Origin of the sequence: Isoptericola cucumis (assembly GCF_014635665.1) — a bacterium.
Taxonomy (GTDB): Bacteria; Actinomycetota; Actinomycetes; order Actinomycetales; family Cellulomonadaceae; genus Isoptericola; species Isoptericola cucumis.
Window position 1 is genome coordinate 179,528 of sequence record NZ_BMDG01000010.1, and the last position, 15,825, is coordinate 195,352.

The 15,825-nt window shown below is 76.7% G+C and carries 17 protein-coding genes; 11 read left to right on the forward strand and 6 right to left on the reverse strand.

The window, feature by feature from the left end; all coding sequences use genetic code 11:
* Positions 1-7 precede the first annotated feature (7 nt).
* From IEW03_RS15130 to IEW03_RS15145, 4 genes are all read left to right on the forward strand, one after another.
* Entirely contained in the window at positions 8-1,039 is a 1,032-nt protein-coding gene (locus tag IEW03_RS15130) for an adenosine deaminase (protein WP_188524529.1), read from the forward strand.
* A gap of 64 nt (positions 1,040-1,103) precedes the next feature.
* On the forward strand, positions 1,104-1,526 hold the full coding sequence (locus tag IEW03_RS15135; RefSeq protein WP_188524530.1) for a hypothetical protein: 423 nt from the start codon (positions 1,104-1,106) through the stop codon (positions 1,524-1,526).
* Positions 1,527-1,555: 29 nt separating this feature from the next.
* Positions 1,556-3,217 carry a sensor histidine kinase gene (locus IEW03_RS15140; protein WP_188524531.1) on the forward strand — a complete coding sequence of 554 codons (1,662 nt, stop codon included), beginning with the start codon at positions 1,556-1,558 and terminating at the stop codon, positions 3,215-3,217.
* Positions 3,214-3,870 (forward strand): response regulator transcription factor, encoded by a 657-nt coding sequence (locus IEW03_RS15145; protein ID WP_188524532.1) that lies wholly within the window; start codon positions 3,214-3,216, stop codon positions 3,868-3,870. The genes IEW03_RS15140 and IEW03_RS15145 overlap by 4 nt, the downstream gene beginning before the upstream one ends.
* Here the strand turns inward: IEW03_RS15145 and IEW03_RS15150 are convergent.
* The gene (locus IEW03_RS15150) at positions 3,836-4,462 is read right to left on the reverse strand and encodes a PadR family transcriptional regulator (RefSeq protein WP_188524533.1); all 627 of its coding nucleotides are present in this window, start codon (positions 4,460-4,462) and stop codon (positions 3,836-3,838) included. The two genes, IEW03_RS15145 and IEW03_RS15150, sit on opposite strands and share 35 nt — an antisense overlap.
* 130 nt (positions 4,463-4,592) lie before the next feature.
* On the opposite strand from IEW03_RS15150, the gene IEW03_RS15155 reads away from it, so the two are divergent.
* Together IEW03_RS15155 and IEW03_RS15160 are read left to right on the forward strand one after the other, a co-directional pair.
* Entirely contained in the window at positions 4,593-5,285 is a 693-nt protein-coding gene (locus IEW03_RS15155; protein ID WP_188524534.1) for an NAD(P)-dependent oxidoreductase, read from the forward strand.
* Complete coding sequence (locus tag IEW03_RS15160; RefSeq protein WP_188524535.1) at positions 5,282-5,698, forward strand: hypothetical protein; 417 nt, start codon at positions 5,282-5,284, stop codon at positions 5,696-5,698. The genes IEW03_RS15155 and IEW03_RS15160 overlap by 4 nt, the downstream gene beginning before the upstream one ends.
* A 6-nt stretch (positions 5,699-5,704) precedes the next feature.
* Here the strand turns inward: IEW03_RS15160 and IEW03_RS15165 are convergent, their stop codons facing one another.
* The 3 genes from IEW03_RS15165 to IEW03_RS15175 all read right to left on the reverse strand — a co-directional run bounded on the left by IEW03_RS15165 (position 5,705) and on the right by IEW03_RS15175 (position 8,114).
* Positions 5,705-6,070 (reverse strand): nuclear transport factor 2 family protein, encoded by a 366-nt coding sequence (locus tag IEW03_RS15165; protein WP_188524536.1) that lies wholly within the window; start codon positions 6,068-6,070, stop codon positions 5,705-5,707.
* Positions 6,071-6,129: 59 nt separating this feature from the next.
* The gene (locus IEW03_RS15170) at positions 6,130-6,519 is read right to left on the reverse strand and encodes a hypothetical protein (RefSeq protein ID WP_188524537.1); all 390 of its coding nucleotides are present in this window, start codon (positions 6,517-6,519) and stop codon (positions 6,130-6,132) included.
* A gap of 119 nt (positions 6,520-6,638) precedes the next feature.
* Positions 6,639-8,114, reverse strand: a complete 1,476-nt coding sequence (locus tag IEW03_RS15175; protein WP_188524538.1) for a phosphotransferase — start codon at positions 8,112-8,114, stop codon at positions 6,639-6,641.
* 197 nt (positions 8,115-8,311) lie between these two features.
* On the opposite strand from IEW03_RS15175, the gene IEW03_RS15180 reads away from it, so the two are divergent.
* The 4 genes from IEW03_RS15180 to IEW03_RS15195 all read left to right on the forward strand — a co-directional run bounded on the left by IEW03_RS15180 (position 8,312) and on the right by IEW03_RS15195 (position 11,980).
* The gene (locus tag IEW03_RS15180; RefSeq protein ID WP_188524539.1) at positions 8,312-9,529 is read left to right on the forward strand and encodes a sensor histidine kinase; all 1,218 of its coding nucleotides are present in this window, start codon (positions 8,312-8,314) and stop codon (positions 9,527-9,529) included.
* Complete coding sequence (locus IEW03_RS15185) at positions 9,526-10,230, forward strand: response regulator (protein ID WP_188524540.1); 705 nt, start codon at positions 9,526-9,528, stop codon at positions 10,228-10,230. Before IEW03_RS15180 ends, IEW03_RS15185 begins: the two co-directional genes overlap by 4 nt.
* A gap of 141 nt (positions 10,231-10,371) precedes the next feature.
* Complete coding sequence (locus tag IEW03_RS15190; RefSeq protein WP_188524541.1) at positions 10,372-10,665, forward strand: SHOCT domain-containing protein; 294 nt, start codon at positions 10,372-10,374, stop codon at positions 10,663-10,665.
* A 301-nt stretch (positions 10,666-10,966) separates the two neighbouring features.
* A complete protein-coding gene (locus tag IEW03_RS15195; protein ID WP_188524542.1) occupies positions 10,967-11,980 on the forward strand; it encodes a L,D-transpeptidase family protein in 1,014 nt (337 codons plus the stop codon).
* A 19-nt stretch (positions 11,981-11,999) separates the two neighbouring features.
* Here IEW03_RS15195 and IEW03_RS15200 read toward each other — a convergent pair whose 3' ends face one another.
* Both IEW03_RS15200 and IEW03_RS15205 read right to left on the reverse strand, forming a co-directional pair.
* On the reverse strand, positions 12,000-13,190 hold the full coding sequence (locus tag IEW03_RS15200; RefSeq protein WP_188524573.1) for a UDP-N-acetylmuramate dehydrogenase: 1,191 nt from the start codon (positions 13,188-13,190) through the stop codon (positions 12,000-12,002).
* A gap of 50 nt (positions 13,191-13,240) precedes the next feature.
* Complete coding sequence (locus IEW03_RS15205) at positions 13,241-14,578, reverse strand: MFS transporter (protein ID WP_229738182.1); 1,338 nt, start codon at positions 14,576-14,578, stop codon at positions 13,241-13,243.
* Between the two features lie 135 nt (positions 14,579-14,713).
* Here IEW03_RS15205 and IEW03_RS15210 point away from each other — a divergent pair, with 135 nt between their 5' ends.
* The gene (locus tag IEW03_RS15210; protein WP_188524543.1) at positions 14,714-15,805 is read left to right on the forward strand and encodes a LacI family DNA-binding transcriptional regulator; all 1,092 of its coding nucleotides are present in this window, start codon (positions 14,714-14,716) and stop codon (positions 15,803-15,805) included.
* Positions 15,806-15,825: the final 20 nt, after the last annotated feature.

The window sequence follows — 15,825 nt, forward strand, 5'->3', positions numbered from 1 at the left end:
TGACGCCGTGCGCGACCTGGCAAAGCTCCCCAAGGCCCATCTGCACCTGCACTTCACCGGATCGATGAGGGTGGCGACCCTGCGCGACCTCGCGGCCCAGTACGAGGTCCGGCTGCCGTCGGCGCTCACGGACGACGACCCGCTGCGCGTGCCCGCCGACGAGCGGGGGTGGTTCCGGTTCCAGCGCCTGTACGACGCGGCGCGGGCGTGCGTGCGCTCGGAGGCGGACATGCGGCGCCTGGTCGACGAGGCGGCGCAGGACGACGCGGCGGAGGGCTCGGGCCGGCTCGAGATCCAGGTGGACCCGACGTCGTACGCGCCGTTCGTCGGGGGCATCACGCCCGCGGTCGAGATCGTGCTCGACGCCGCGCGGACGGCGAGCGCGGCGCACGGCACCGAGGTGGCGGTGGTCGTGGCTGCCTCCCGCACGCGCCACCCGCTGGACGCCCGCACCCTCGCCCGGCTCGCCGCCCGCTATGCGGGCGAGGGGCCCGGCGAGGTCGTCGGCTTCGGGCTGAGCAACGACGAGCGGCGCGGCGACACCGACGAGTTCGCCGCCGCGTTCCGGATCGCCCGGCGCGCGGGGCTGGCGTCCGTCCCGCACGGCGGCGAGCTGCTCGGGCCGGCGCACGTGCGCCAGGTCGTGGACGCGCTGGCCCCGGACCGGCTGGGGCACGGGGTGCGCGCCGGGGAGGACCCGGCCCTGCTCGGCGCGCTCGTGGACGGCGGCGTCGCCCTGGAGGTGTGCCCGGCGTCGAACGTGGGCCTGGGGGTGTACCCCGACGTCGCGGACGTCCCGCTGCGGGCGCTGGTCGACGCGGGCGCGCAGGTCGCGCTCGGCGCCGACGACCCGCTCCTCTTCGGCTCCCGGCTCGGCGCCCAGTACCGGGCCGCCCGCGACGCCCACGGCTTCACCGACGCCGAGCTCGCCGACCTCGCGCGGGCGTCCGTGCGGGCGAGCCGCGCGTCGGACGACACACGCGCCCGCCTGCTCGCCGACGTCGACGCGTGGCTCGCGGCGCCCGACCCGGACGCCTGACGCTGCCCGGTGTGAAACCCCTGCTCTCATCTCCGTCTCATCCGTCCACGCCATGATCAGGGGCATGGGTCAGGGTGAGTCGGGGCAGGGTGAACCGGGGCAGGGTGAGCCGGGACAGGGCGGGCCGGGCCGGCGCTCGGTGCGCCGGGTGCTGCCGTGGGTGCTGGGGATCGTGCTGCTCGTCGCGGCCGGCGGGATCGTGATGGCCACCACGATGTCCGAGCCGGACGACCGCGAGGTCGGCACGGTGGTCGTCGTCTCGCCGTCTCCCGACCCTTCACCCTCCGCGTCCTCGCCGACCGGCCCGACGTCCCCCGAGCCGGAGGAGCCGAAGAAGCCGAAACCGGGCAAGACCGAGAAGCCGAAGACGGAGAAGCCCTCCCCGCCCGACGACGACCGCACCGTCGCGCCGGTCCCCCCGGCGGACGACGATGATGATGATGACGACGACGATGACGATGACGACGACGATGACGGGGACGACTGACGGTGCGAGCACAAGGCCCCCACGGCGGGTTGACCGTCCGCACGCGCATCCTCGCGACGCTGCTCGCGCTCACGGCGCTCGCGCTGGCGTTCGCCGGCACCACGGCGTACATCCTCACCTACCAGAACGTCGACGAGGGCATCGACGACGACCTGATCGAGAGCGCCAGCGAGCTGCGCACGCTCGCCGCCTCCGGCGTCGACCCGGTGACGGGTGACCCGTTCTCGTCCGCCGAGGAGGTCGTCGTCGCCGCGATCCAGCTCGACGTCCCCGCCCGGCACGAGGGCGTCCTCGGGCTGCGTGCCGGCCAGCGGCCCCTGGTGTCCCAGCAGGCGATCGAGGTGCACCTCGAGAACGACCCCGAGCTCGTCGAGGCGGTGACCCCACTGCTCGACTCCGACCAGGTGGTGCTGCGCACCATCAGCACGGCCACGACCGAGTACCGGGCGCTCGTCGCCCCCGTGTCCGCGCTCCCCGAGGCGGCCGACGCCGCCGGGCTGTCGGACGAGCCGGCCGCGCTCGTGCTCGCGTACGACCGCGTCGCCGAGCACGCCGTCACCCAGGCGACCTTCCGCAGCTACGCGGTCGTCGCCCTCGCGGCCCTGGCGGTCACCGGCGTCGTCGGCTGGCTGCTGACCGGCCGGCTGCTGCACCCCATCCGCGTGCTCGCCCGCACCGCCCAGAACATCAGCGACACCGACCTGTCCGCGCGCATCCCCGAGAGCGGCAACGACGACCTGACCCACCTCACGCGCGCGTTCAACGGGATGCTCGAGCGGCTCGAGGGCTCGTTCGACGCCCAGCGTCGCCTCCTGGACGACGTGGGTCACGAGCTGCGCACACCGCTGACGATCGTCCGCGGCCACCTCGAGCTCATGGACCCCGCCGACCCGGCCGACACCACCGAGACGCGCCACCTGGCGCTCGACGAGCTCGACCGGATGCACCGCCTCGTCGACGACCTCGTCACCCTCGCGACCGTCGGCCAGCCCGACTTCGTGCGGCCCGTGCCGGTCGAGCTGGGGCGGCTGACCGACGACGTGCTGGACAAGGCCCGGCCGCTCGGCGACCGCACCTGGCTCGTGGACTCGCGCACCGACGCCCGCACCGTCGCCGACGCGCAGCGGCTGACCCAGGCGTGGCTGCAGCTCGCCGCGAACGCCGTGAAGTTCTCCGAGCCGGGCAGCGTCGTCGCCATCGGCTCGCGCACCAACTCCGACGGCTCGCGCGTGCACCTGTGGGTGCGCGACGAAGGCATCGGCATCCCGGCGGACGAGGTGGCGCACGTCTTCGACCGGTTCGCCCGGGGCGACCACGGCGGGCAGCGCCGCGAGGGCTCGGGCCTGGGCCTCGCGATCGTGTCCGCGATCGCCGAGGGGCACGACGGCGAGGTGACCGTGGACTCCGAGCCGGGGCGCGGCTCGACGTTCAGCATCGTCATCCCCGTGCGCCCGGTGCCGGACGCCGACGCCGGCGACCCGGCGAGCGGTCCCGCCGGGACGACCTCCCGCCCGGTGCCCCCGGTGCCGCCCGCGCCGCCGCTGCAGCGGACGGTGGCGAGCCCCCCGACCGCACCCACCCCGTCCCTGCCGCCCGCGCTCCGCCCGGTCCCGCCGCCGTCGGTGCCCCCGGCCAGCGCAGGGCGCACCTCGCCGCACTCCCCCGACCCGGAAGGTAGGACCGCCCCGTGAGCCAGATCCTCGTCGCCGAGGACGAGACGCGCATCGCGTCGTTCGTCGCCAAGGGCCTGCGCTCGGCCGGCTACGCCAGCACGACCGTCGCGACCGCCCGCGAGGCGTTCGACCTGGCGAGCACCGGCGACTTCGACCTCATGGTGCTCGACCTGGGGCTGCCCGACCAGGACGGCTTCACCGTGCTGCGCCGGCTGCGGGAGGCGAAGGTGACGCTGCCCGTCATCATCCTCACGGCCCGTACCTCGGTGTCGGACACGGTGGCCGGCCTGGAGGGCGGCGCGGACGACTACATGCCGAAGCCGTTCCGGTTCGAGGAGCTGCTGGCCCGCATCCGTCTGCGGCTGCGCGCGGAGCCGGCCGGCGAGGTCACCGTGCTCAGCCACGGCGACCTCAGCCTCGACCTGCGCACCCGGCGGGCGACGGCGGGCGGCGCGGAGGTCGACCTGTCGGCCCGCGAGTTCGCGCTCGCCGAGGCGTTCCTGCGCAACCCCGGGCAGGTGCTCAGCCGCGAGCAGCTGCTGTCGCGCGTGTGGGGGTACGACTTCGACCCCGGCTCCAACGTCGTGGACGTGTACGTGCGCTACCTGCGCAACAAGCTCGGGGCCGAGCGGTTCGTCACCGTCCGCGGGATGGGGTACCGGCTGGCGTGACCGACCGGCCCGCGGCCGCGCCGCGCGTCTCCCCGCGCGTCTCCCCGCGCATCGTGTACGCACCGTCCTGGAGGCGCTGCACGAGGTCCTGCGTCCACTCGACGGCGCTGTCGGCCGTGCGCGCCCACAGCCGCACCGCCTCGACGTGGTGGCCCCAGTCCTCGTCGGCGGTGCGGTCGTACTCGTCGACCACGCGGGCGCGCCGGCGGCGGTAGGCGTCGACCCGCAGCCGCAGCAGCTCGATCGCGCGCTCGCGCGTCAGCTCGGTGATGAACCCGACTCCCGCGATCGTCTCCGCCAGACCCGCCTCGTCGGACCGCAGGGCGTCCTCCAGGAGCTCGACGAACGCGCGCTCACCGTCCTCGGTCAGCCCGTACGACGTGCGGGTGGGACCGGCCGCGGGCGCCGTCGTGGGGACCACCTCGAGCAGGCCCTCGCCCTCGAGCTTGCGCAGCCCGTGGTAGATCGACCCCTGCCGGATGTTGCCCCACAGGTGCACGCCCCACGACTCGAGGTCGCGCCGGACCTGGTAGCCGTGCGCGCTCCCCCGTTCGCGGACCGCGCCGAGGATGAGCAGTCGTGTCGCCGTCATCGTCCCTCCCGGCCCCGAGTCTAGGTCGCTCGTACAGGTTGACTAGCGACACCGGTGTCCCTAGGTTCTAGACAAGTTGTACTAGTGTCGCGGCCCGCGGCACCGGCCGACCACCCCGCAAGGAGCACGGATGCACCTCGCCGTCAGCGGCGCCTCGGGCGCCACCGGCCGCCTCGTCGTGGAGCAGGCCCTCGCGGCCGGGCACCGCGTGACCGCCCTGGTCCGCGAACCGCGCCGGTACCACGCCCCCGCCGGGGTCGACGTCGTCGCCGCCGAGGTGGTCGCCGACCCGGACCTCGAGCTGCCGCCGGGCGTCGACGCGGTCGTCTCCACCCTCGGCAAGCGCACCGCGAAGGACCCCGTCCCCGTCTGCGCCGACGGCACCGCCCACCTCCTGGCGGCGATGCGCCGCCACGACGTACGGCGCATCGTCACCGTCTCCGCCTCCCCCGTGCTGCGTACCGGGCACGGCGAGCCGTGGTGGTTCCGGCGCGCGGTCCGGCCGTACGTCCACCGGGTGGGGCGCGGCATCTACGCCGACCTCGAGGCGATGGAGGCGACGCTGCGCGCCGCGAGCCCAGCGGTCCGCTGGACCGTGCTGCGCCCCGGCTACCTGACCGACCGCCCGGCCACCGGCTACCGGCTCGTGCCCGAGGCGAACGCCGTCGGGTCGGTGCAGCGGGCCGACCTCGCCGCCGCCCTGCTGCAGGTGGTCGCCGATCCCGCGACGGTGGGGCACGCGTACGGGCTGGCGGCCGGACGCCGCGCACGTCGCCCGGCCCGCCGGCCCGCCGGCGCCGCTCCCGCGGGGGCGGAGCGATGAGCGGGCGCACGCCCCCGGGCGACCGCGGCGGGGCGGTCCTGCGCGGCGGCTTCGTCGCGGACGGCGTGTTCAAGCTGGCGACGGCGGCGCTCTTCGCCGTCGGGGCGCGGTGGCTCGCCACCCGTCTCGACGCACCCGCCTGGCTCGTCCTGGCCGCGGCCGTCACGCTGGCCCTGTGCGGTGTCGTCGAGCTCGCGCTCGCCCGCACCGGCGACCTGCGGCGATCGACCAGGTTCCTCGTCGCGTACGACTCCGGCTGGGTGCTGGTGACGGTCGCGGCCGCGCTGCTGGCGTGGTCGACGACCCCGGGCGGCGGCTGGGCATGGTTCGGCTATCAGGCGGTCGGGGCCACTGCCCTCGGCGCGGTCTTCGCCGTCGCCGTCCGGCGCGCCCGCGCCACAGCGGGTCGGTAGGGCCGGTCAGGCCGGATCGGCAGCCGGGACGAGCGTGGCGGCCAGGACCAGCCAGCCCTCGTCCGCCCGCACCCAGAGGCGCGTGTACGTCAACCTCGCGGAGACGGCGGCGCCGTCCTGGATGGCCTCCACGGCGGCGACCAGCCGGGTCACCCCGCTCGAGGCGTCCTCCTGGACGTCCAGCGACTCCTCCTCCAGGCGGGTGATCCGCAGCGAGCCCGAGCGGTGGCTCTCGAGGTCGTCCTCCTTGGAGAAGACGGACCCGTCCGGGCCGGAGCCGACGCACCGAGGGTGCAGCAGCACCTCCAGCGCGTCGACGTCGCCGGCACGCTGGGCGGCCTGGAGCGCGTGCTCCGCAGCAAGAAGGCTCATCGCCCGACTCTACGCACCGGGACCCGCCTCGGGGCGGGCCCCGGTGCGGGGGCCGGTGATCAGTCCGTCGAGGCGGCGGTCTTCGCCGACTGCGGCGTCATCGGGCTCACGGGCGACGACGCGGTCGCCGGGCTGGCGGGCGTCTGGGCAGTCTGGGCGGTCTGGGCCGAGCCCGCGGTGTCCGCCGTGTTCGTCGTCGGCGCGGTGGACGGGGTGGCGACCGAGCCCGCCGTCACCGTGGTGATCGACGTGCCGTTCTGCACCGCCGTGGGGGACGGGGCCGCGGCCGTGCTCGCCGCGGCGGCCGAGTCGTCGCCCACCTGCACGGCGGACGCGACGACGGCGTCGGACGGGGTCTGGTCGAAGGTCCCCTGCGCCGCGGCGATCCCGGCGCCCAGGCCGACGGCGCCGAGCGCCCCGGTGACGATCCATGCGCTGCGTGCCTTCATCGTGGTGCTCCTTCGTGTGGTGCTTCCGTGTCGTGCGTTCCCTCGGGCTGGTCCGCCCGACTGGTTCCCAGCCTCGGCGGCGAACGTGAGACCGCCGGGAGCCGGGCGTGAGAGGACTCTCAGACTTCCGCGGCCTGCTCGACGAGCCGCTCCGCGACCGCCAGCCACTCCAGGGCGTGCGCGGCGTCGTCGGCGCCCGCGGCGAGCGACACGACCACCGCCGCGGCCCGGGCCCGCAGGAGGGCCGGGTCGACCTGCTCGCCGAACGCGGCGAGGAACGTCTCGACCAGCCCCGGCACGCCGGCGTAGGTGTCGGGCGCGAGCGCCGGCAGCACGGCGAGGTGCGCGACGCAGCACGCCAGGTCGTCCACCAGGTGTCCGGGCCCGAGGGTGTCGACGTCGAGCACGGCGCCGACCCGCGGGCCGGCGTCGGGGCCGTCGCTCTGCCCACCGTCCTGCCCGTCGTCGTGCCCGCCGTCGTGCGCCGGCGAGAGCAGGAGGTTCGCGGCGTGCAGGTCGCCGTGGGTCACGACGAGCGGGCCCGCGTCCCGGGTCGCGACGACGGCGCGGATCTCCGCACCCAGCAGCTCGACCCGCCCGGACGGCACGTCGTGCACCACGGGCAGGGCGGCGAGGTAGTGGTCCAGCCGGTCGGCCCACGCCGGCCGGCGCGGCAGCGCCCTGCCGGCCCGCGGGAGGGCGGCGGCCACCCGCAGCACCTCCGCCGGGTCGATGCAGGCCGCCTGGCCGGCCGCGGGCGTCGCGGCGACCAGGTCGGCGACGGACCGGCCGGGCGCCTCTTCGAGGAGGACCACGCCGTCGGCCGCCCAGGTGAGGACACCGGGGGCGGCGACCGCGCCCGGCCCGGGACCACGCCGCGCGGGCTCGGCCGTGCGGGCCGCCCGGCGCCCGGCGCCGCGACCGGCGAGCGGCTCGCCCGCCGCCCCCGCGAAGAGCGCGTGCCGCCGCACCAGGTCGCCCACCCTCGACGGCCGCACCACCTTGACGTAGACGGTGCCGGCGGTGGTGCGCGCCCGCAGCACGGCGCGGCGCAGCGGCCGGTAGGTCACCGTCTCCAGCGACAGCACCCGCGCGTCGGTGCCGGCGGCGCGCAGCCTGTCCTCCACGCGCGCGGGGGTGCTGCCCGCGGCGAGGCCCGGCAGGGCCGGGTCGTGGGGATGGCGCCACACGTGCAGGCTGCGGTCGCCGTCGTCGAGCCGCACCACGCCCGGGCCGAGGTCGCCCTCCCGTCCGTCGCGACGCGCGCCGCGGGCCGAGCCCGCCGCGCCGTCGTCGGAGCGCAGCGCGCGCCGGAACGTCGACGCCGGCGCGCTGGTGGCGAACAGGTGCTCCTGCGCGACGACCGCGTCGGCGCCCTCGCCGCGCCGGGCGACCACCTCGTAGGCGGCGGTGACCTCGGCACCCGGCCGGGCGTGCACCTCGCGCAGCGACCAGGACCCGAGCTCGGCGCCGTCCGCCGCCAGCGCCGCCCCGAGGATGCCCGCGGCCGCGTCGCCGCCGAACAGGTCGAGCCAGGCCCGCTGGTCGTCGGGCCCGGTCGTCGTGGCTGGGGCGACAGAGGGTGCGGGGGTCATGGCGGCGATCCGACCATCGGGCCCCGAGCCCACGGTGAGAGCCAGATGAGAGCCTTCTCATCGGCCCCGCGGGTCGGCCCGGCAGGTCGGCCCGGCAGGTCGGCCCGGCAGGTCGGCCCGGCATGGTCCCGGAGGACGACGGCGCCCGGCACCCCGGTCGGACGCGCCGCCGGCGGCCGCGGCGTAGCGTGCCGGACATGGATCTCGGCCCGCTCGACCGGTGGCGCCCCCGGGTGTTCCTCGGCGTGGCGCTGGCCGTCGTCGTGCTGGTCGGCACGGTCGGGGCGTCGCACTGGCAGGCGGGGGCACGCGACCTCGACCTGCTGGGCCTGGCGCTCGCTCTCGTCGGCCCGGCGCTCGTCGTGCTGCGGCCCCGACCGCCCGCGCTGTCCGTGCTGCTGGCCGTCGGCGCGATCGGCGCCTACCTCGCGCTCGGCTACGCCTGGGGGCCTGCCCTCGCCGGTGCCGTCGGGGTGCTGGTGATGGTGCTCCTGACCGGCCCCGCCGCGCGCGCCCGGGCGCTCGCCTGGTCGGGCGCCGCGCTGATGTGGGGCGTCGTCGTGACGGGCGCCGCGCTGCGCGGCGACGAGCCGCGGTTCGCGGGCCTGCTCGGCGGCGCCGCCTGGACGGCGGTCGCGCTCCTGGTCGCCACCGGCCTCCGCGAGCGCATCGCCCGCGCCACCGCGGACCGGGCCGCCCGCGCCGAGCGCGAGCGCACCGCGGTCGCCACCGAGCGGCTGCGGATCGCGCGCGAGCTGCACGACGTGCTCGCCCACTCGCTGTCCGCGATGAACGTGCAGGCGGGCGTCGGCCTGCACCTGCTGGACCGCGACGTCGAGCAGGCGCGCTCCGCGCTCGCGTCCATCAAGGCCACCAGTCGTGACGCGCTGGACGAGGTGCGCGCCGTGCTGGGTGTCGTGCGCGGGGAGGGCGGCGACGACGGCGGACCCGGTGCCGATGGCGACGTGCCGCGGGCCCCGACCTGGGACCTCGCCGCGCTCCCCCGCCTGGCCGAACCGCTCCGGGCGCGCGGGGTCGAGGTGCGCTTCGACGTCGACCCGGCCGTCGGGGCCGACGGCGCCGCCGGGGCGCACGTGGCGGGCATCGTGTACCGGGTGGTGCAGGAGGCGCTCACCAACGTGGGCCGGCACGCGCCCGGGGCGCGGTCGGTGCTGGTGCACGTGGGCCGCGAGGACGCACGCGTGCGGGTCACCGTCGCCGACGACGGCGGGCCCGGCGGCCCGCTCGACGCGAACCGCCCCGGCTACGGCCTGCGGGGCATGCGGGAGCGCGTCGAGGGTGCGGGCGGCACGCTGCGCACCGGCCACCAGGCGGACGACGCCCGCGTCGGGTTCGTCGTCGACGCCACGGTCCCGCTCGCCCCGCCCCACGCCTCGGGAGGAGGACGCCCATGACGACCACGCCGACCACGCCGACCACGCCGACCACGCCGACCACCGTGCTGCTGGCGGACGACCAGGCGCTCGTGCGCGGGGGCTTCCGCGCCCTCCTCGACGCCGAGGACGACATGAGCGTGGTCGCGGAGGCGGCGACGGGCGACGAGGCCGTCCGCCTGGCGCTGGAGCACCTGCCCGACGTCGTCCTCATGGACGTGCGCATGCCCGGCCTCGACGGCCTCGAGGCCACCCGGCGCATCGTGGCCGACCCGCGGGCGGGCGGCGTGCACGTCGTCGTCGTGACGACGTTCGAGCTGGACGAGTACGTCGCGGAGGCCATCCGCGGCGGCGCCACCGGGTTCCTCGTCAAGGACACCGAGCCGGCCGACCTCGTGCGAGCCGTGCGCGTCGCCGCTGCCGGGGACGCGCTCCTGTCGCCCGGCGTCACGCGCCGCCTGCTCGCGCGCGTCGCCGACGCGACCCGTGACGTGCCGCCCCCGCCCGGCCTCGACCACCTGACGGCCCGCGAGCGCGAGGTGCTCGTCGAGGTCGCCGGCGGGCTGTCCAACGACGAGATCGCCGGCACGCTGTACCTGTCGGAGTCGACCGTCAAGACCCACGTCTCGCGGGTGATGGCGAAGCTCGGCGCCCGCGACCGGGCCCAGCTCGTCGTCGCCGCGTACGAGGGCGGCGTCGTGCGCCCCGGCTGGTCCCCGTGACCTGGGCGCCGGGGTGCCCAGAGGCGGCACGACGGGACGACGCCGGTCGGTACGCAGGGCTGACGACGCGGCCCGCGCGCCGCGGGACGGTGGAACCAGACGGCCCGCAGCGGGCGGGCCACCGTCGGAAGGAGACCTCCCATGGTCACCACCGCCACCACCGCTGCGGCGCTCGCCGCTCCGGCCGCCGTCGCCGCGCACCCCTACGGGGCGGGCGGCGGTCCGGGCTGGTGGATCGTGTTCCCCCTCCTGTGGTTCGCGCTGTTCGCGACGGTCGTGTTCCTCGTCGCGCGCCGCGCGCGCCGGCACGGCCCGCCGTGGGCCCGCGGCGGCGCGGGCGGCGTCGACGTCCTGGGCGAGCGCTACGCGCGGGGCGAGATCGACGAGGCCGAGTTCCGGCACCGGCTCGCCGTCCTCAAGGACGACAAGCGCTGACGACGCCGCGACGCGCACGTGCCGTCCGCCCCCGCCGGGGCGGGCGGCGCTGCCGTGTCCGCCCGACCTGCGGCGCCGTCCGGCTGCCTGACCTGCCTGCCTGACCTGCCTGCCTGACCTGCCCCGTCGCCGGCACCCCCTCGTTCCGGCGCTGCCGTCCGTCAGGGCAGGTGACAGGTCACGACACGGTGACGATCCGCCGGCCCGCGAGCGGCGCGCTCGCGCGACGGCGGCACGCACGGCACCGTAGGAGTTCCCGCGGCACGGGCTGCCGCGGCTGCTGGCACGGAAGGGCGGCAGTATGCGCACGGTTCTTCTCTCCCGACGGCGCCGGACGGTGCCGCGCCGCGGCGTGCCGGTCGCGCTCGGCGTCGTGGCGGCGATGCTCCTCGCCGGGTGCGCTCCGGGCGACGGCGAGCCGGACCCCGTGTCCGCCCCGTCGGTCTCGTCCGGCACCGCGACCCCGGACGCCGAGCGCGAGGCCGCGGAGCTGGAGGCGGCGGAGCAGGAGGCGGCGGAGGAAGCCGCCGAGCAGGAGGCCGCAGAGCAGGAAGCGGCCGAGAAGAAGGCCGCGGAGAAGAAGGCCGCGAAGGAAGCCGCCGAGCAGGAGGCCGCAGAGCAGGAAGCGGCCGAGAAGAAGGCCGCGGAGGAAGAGGCCGCACGGGAGGCGGCCGAGCAGGAGGCCGCCGAGAAGAAGGCGGCCGAGGAGCGCGCCAAGATGCTCGAGTACGGCGACTCCGGCGAGCGGGTGACCGCGCTGCAGTCGCGGCTGCAGGAGCTGGGCTACTTCGTCCAGGAGGCTGACGGCAGCTTCGGCCCGGCGACGCAGCAGGCGGTCTGGGCCCTGCAGAAGGCCGCCGGGCTGTACCGGGACGGCGTCATCGGGCCGCAGACGCAGGCGGCGCTGGAGGACGGCGTGCGGCCGAGCGCGCAGTCGTCGTCGGGCAAGGCCGTCGAGATCGACATCGACCGCCAGCTGCTCATGACCGTCGAGGACGGCGTCGTGACCCGGATCATCAACGCGTCGTCGGGCAACGGCGAGACGTTCGAGGCCCAGGGCCGTTCGTACACCGCCTCCACCCCGCGCGGGTCGTACGCCGTCTACATGGAGCGCGACCGCTTGCACGAGTCCACGCTGGAGCTCGGGGCCATGTGGCGCCCCAAGTACTTCAACGGAGGGTTCGCCGTGCACGGCTCGCCGTCGATCCCGCCCGTCCCGGCGTCGCACGGGTGCGTGCGCGTGTCCAACTCGGCCATGAACTGGCTCTGGGACGACTGGGGCATGCCGCACGGCACCCCCGTCATCGTCTACTGACCCCCTGCCCCTCCGGGGCTCAGAGGGCGACGCCGACCAGCACCGGCTCCGGCTCGAGGTCGATGCCGAACGTGTCGCGGACGCCGTCGCGCACGGTGCGCGCCAGCGCGACCAGGTCGGACGCCGTCGCGCCACCACGGTTGGTGAGCGCGAGCGTGTGCCGCGTCGAGAGCCGCGCCGGGCTGTGCTCGCCCGCGAGGCCGAAACCCTTGGTGAACCCGGCGTGCTCGATGAGCCACGCCGCGCTGGTCTTCACCAGCGATGGGTCGACGACGCCGAGGCTCGGGCTGACCGTCGACGCGGGCGTCGCCGACCGCACCGCGAACCGCGGGGCGTCGGCGGGCAGGTCGCCGGCCTGCTCGACGGGGACCACGGGGTTGGTGAAGAACGACCCTGCCGACCAGCGGTCGTGGTCGGGGGCGGGCGCCCCGCCGACGCCGTCGAGCAGCATGCCCTTGCCGCCGCGCAGCTCGAGGACGGCTTCGCGCACCTCGGCGGACGGCGCCCGCTGCCCCACCTCGACCCCGAGCCGCCGCGCCAGCTCCCCGTACCCGACGGGCGCGGACAGGCTGCCGAGCCGCATCTGCAGGTTGACCTCGAGCACGACGTAGCGCGGCGTCGGGTACCAGGGCGCGCCCTCGCCGCCGCCGGACCGCATCGTGCGCTTGAGCAGCGACGTGCGGTAGCCGAAGCCCAGCTCGCTGAGGGTGAAGGTGCGCATGCCCCCGGTGTGCCGGTCCCAGGTGCGCACGGATGCCACGACGCCGGACACCTCCTGCCCGTACGCGCCGATGTTCTGCACGGGAGCCGCCCCGACGGTGCCGGGGATGCCGGACAGCGCCTCGACCCCGACCCACTCGCCGGCGACCGCCTCGGCGACGAAGGTGTCCCAGTCCTGCCCGGCCGGCACCCGCAGGCTCGCGCCGCCGCACGCGCCGTCCGTGCCGCACGAGTCCTCGAGGTCGGCGTCCAGCCCCTGACGCACGTCGCGCACGACGACGCCGTCGAAGCCCTCGTCGGCGACCAGCAGATTGGAGCCGCCGCCGATCACCAGCAGCGGGACGCCCTCGTCGTCGGCGGCCCGCACGGTCTCGATGAGCTCGGCCTCCGTCGTCGCCTCGACGTACGCGCCCACGGGACCGCCCACGCGCAGCGTGGTGAGGTCGGCGAGGGACGGCGCGGCCTCGGTGGCGTCGCGGCGTGCGGGCACCTCGGGCGCCGACGGCGTGGTCGCGGACGGGGCGGGGGATGCTGGCAGGCTCACCCGTCCAGGGTACGCGTCGGGCCCGGGTCGCCGGCGGGGACGAGCGGGCGCGCGGCCCCGGCGACGAGCAGGCCGACGGCGACCGGCAGCGCCAGCACCAGCAACGCGTCCCGGTAGCCCACGTGCTCGGCCAGGAAGCCGATGAGCGCCGGCCCGACGAAGAAGGCCGAGTAGCCGACGGTCGAGACGACCGAGACGCGCAGGGCCGCGCGCCTCGGGTCGTCGGCGGCCGCCGACATCCCGAGCGGGAAGCCGAGCGCCGCGCCCGCGCCCCAGATCGCGACCCCGACGAGCGCGACCCACAGCACGGGGACGAGGGCGAAGACCGTCACGCCCACCAGCGCGGCCGCGCCCGACAGGCGCAGCACGGTGACCCGCCCGAGGCGGTCGATGAGCGCCGTACCGGCCAGCCGGGTGAGCGTCATCGCGCACAGGAAGACCGCCAGGCCCACCGCGCCCGCCGCGTTGCCCGTGCCGAAGCCGTCGACGACGGCGAGGCTCACCCAGTCGTTCGCCGCGCCCTCGGTGAGGGCCGCCGCCAGGACCACGAGGCCGACCAGCAGCGTGCGCGACTCGCGCCACGTGGCGAGCGTCTCGCGCACGCTGTGGGCGGTGCCGTGGTCGGTCTCGACGGCGGTCGCAGGGTCGGCGGAGGTGTCGGCGGCGGCGTGGGCGGCGGCGTGGGCGGACGCGTCGACGGAGCCTTCACCGGCCGCGGCGCCGTGCGGCGTCGGCTCGAAGAACCGCACGCACACGACGACGACGGCCAGGTCGGCCAGCATCACGGTGATGACGTGCGCGGGCAGCGACAGCCCGGCGTGCGCGGCGAGCGCGCCGATCCCGGCGCCGGCGACCGTGCCCAGGGAGAACCCGGCGTGGAAGCGCGGCATCACGGACCGGCCGAGGCGCTGCTCCACGACGGCGCCCTCGAGGTTCATGGCGGCGTCCCAGACGCCCACGCCCATGCCTCCGACGAACAGGCCCACCCGCACGAGCATCGGCTGGTCGGCGCCGACGGCGAGGGTCGCGACGGCGAACCCCGCCGCGCTGAGCCCGGCGAACGACACGCACGTCGCGGCGGCGCCGATGCGCGACGCGATCAGCCCCGACGTCGGCAGCGCCACCAGCGACCCGATGGCCCCGGTGAGCAGCAGCACGCCCATCTCGGACTCGGAGAAGCCCAGGCCGTCGCGGACCGCGGGGATGCGCGACGCCCACGTCGACATCCCGACCCCGGCGACCACGAAGACGACGAAGACGGCCCAGGCGGCCCGCACGGCGTGCGGGGAGGGCGGGACGGACGGCCGGCCCGGCGGCCGCGACGGGGAGCTCACCCCATGACGGTCGGGCCTGGCGGGGATCCGGTCAAGTCGGAGGTCGCATCGATTCGAGCGAGGGGCGCGGGCCGGAGGTAGGCTGACGCACCGTCCATGCGGTGCCGCAGGCTCCGCGCGACCGGAAGGAGCCCGATGGGCCGCATCCCCGGCAGGCCGACCCTCGCGCGGGTCGCGGAGCGCGCGGGCGTCTCCGTGTCCACGGCGTCCCTCGCCTTCTCCGGCGCCGGGCCGATCACGGCCGAGACGCGCGACAAGGTGCTCGCCGCGGCCGCCGAGCTCGGCTACTCGGGCCCCGACCCGCTCGGTCGCCAGCTGCGCTCGGGGCGCTCCGGGATCGTCGGCGTCGTGCTCGGCGACCAGCCCGGTCGCGCGTTCCGCGACCCCGTGGCCGTGAAGGTCCTCGACGGCCTGGTGGAGGTCCTCGGGTCGGAGGGCCTCGGCGTGCTGCTCATCCCCGGCGTCGCGCGCGCCGGCGGGGCGGAGGGCGAGCAGGCCGCGGTCGACCCGCTCGTGTTCAGCGCGGCCATGGACGTGGCCGTGCTCGTGTGGGGCGTGCTCGAGCGCGACCCGACGCTCCAGGCGCTGCGGCACCGCGGCATCCCGGTGGTCGTGGGCGAGGGACGCCCGGTGGAGGGCGCGCCGCTCGTCGCCATCCACGACCGGTCCGGCACGGCCGAGGCCGTCCGGCACCTGGTCGAGCTCGGGCACACGCGCGTGGCGGAGATCACCCTCCCGCTCGACGCCGACGAGCGGTCGGGCCCGATCGACGCCGCACGGCTGGCCCGCGCCGACCGCACCTCCACCAGCCACCGGCTGGCGGGCGTGCGCGACGTCCTGGAGCCGGCCATCTCGTGGGAGACGCCGGCCTCGCTCGTGGAGCACGGCCGCGACGCCGCCACCGAGATCCTCGGCGCGTGGGTGCCCGCCGCCGAGCGGCCGACGGCGATCATCGCGCACTCCGACCTGCTCGCCGCCGGCGCCGTGATCGCCGCCCGGGAGCTCGGCCTGAGCGTGCCCGACGACGTGTCCATCGCCGGCTTCGACGGCATCGACATGCCGTGGCTGTCCCCCGATGTGCTCACGAGCGTGCACCAGCCGCTGCAGGCCAAGGGCGCCGCGCTGGGGCGCGCCGTCCTGGGCGTGCTCGCCGGCGACGAGCCGGCCGCCACGACGCTCGACGTCACCCTGGTCCCCGGCACGACCACCGGCCCGGCGCCGCGGTAGCCCGCTCCCGGCGGGACCGG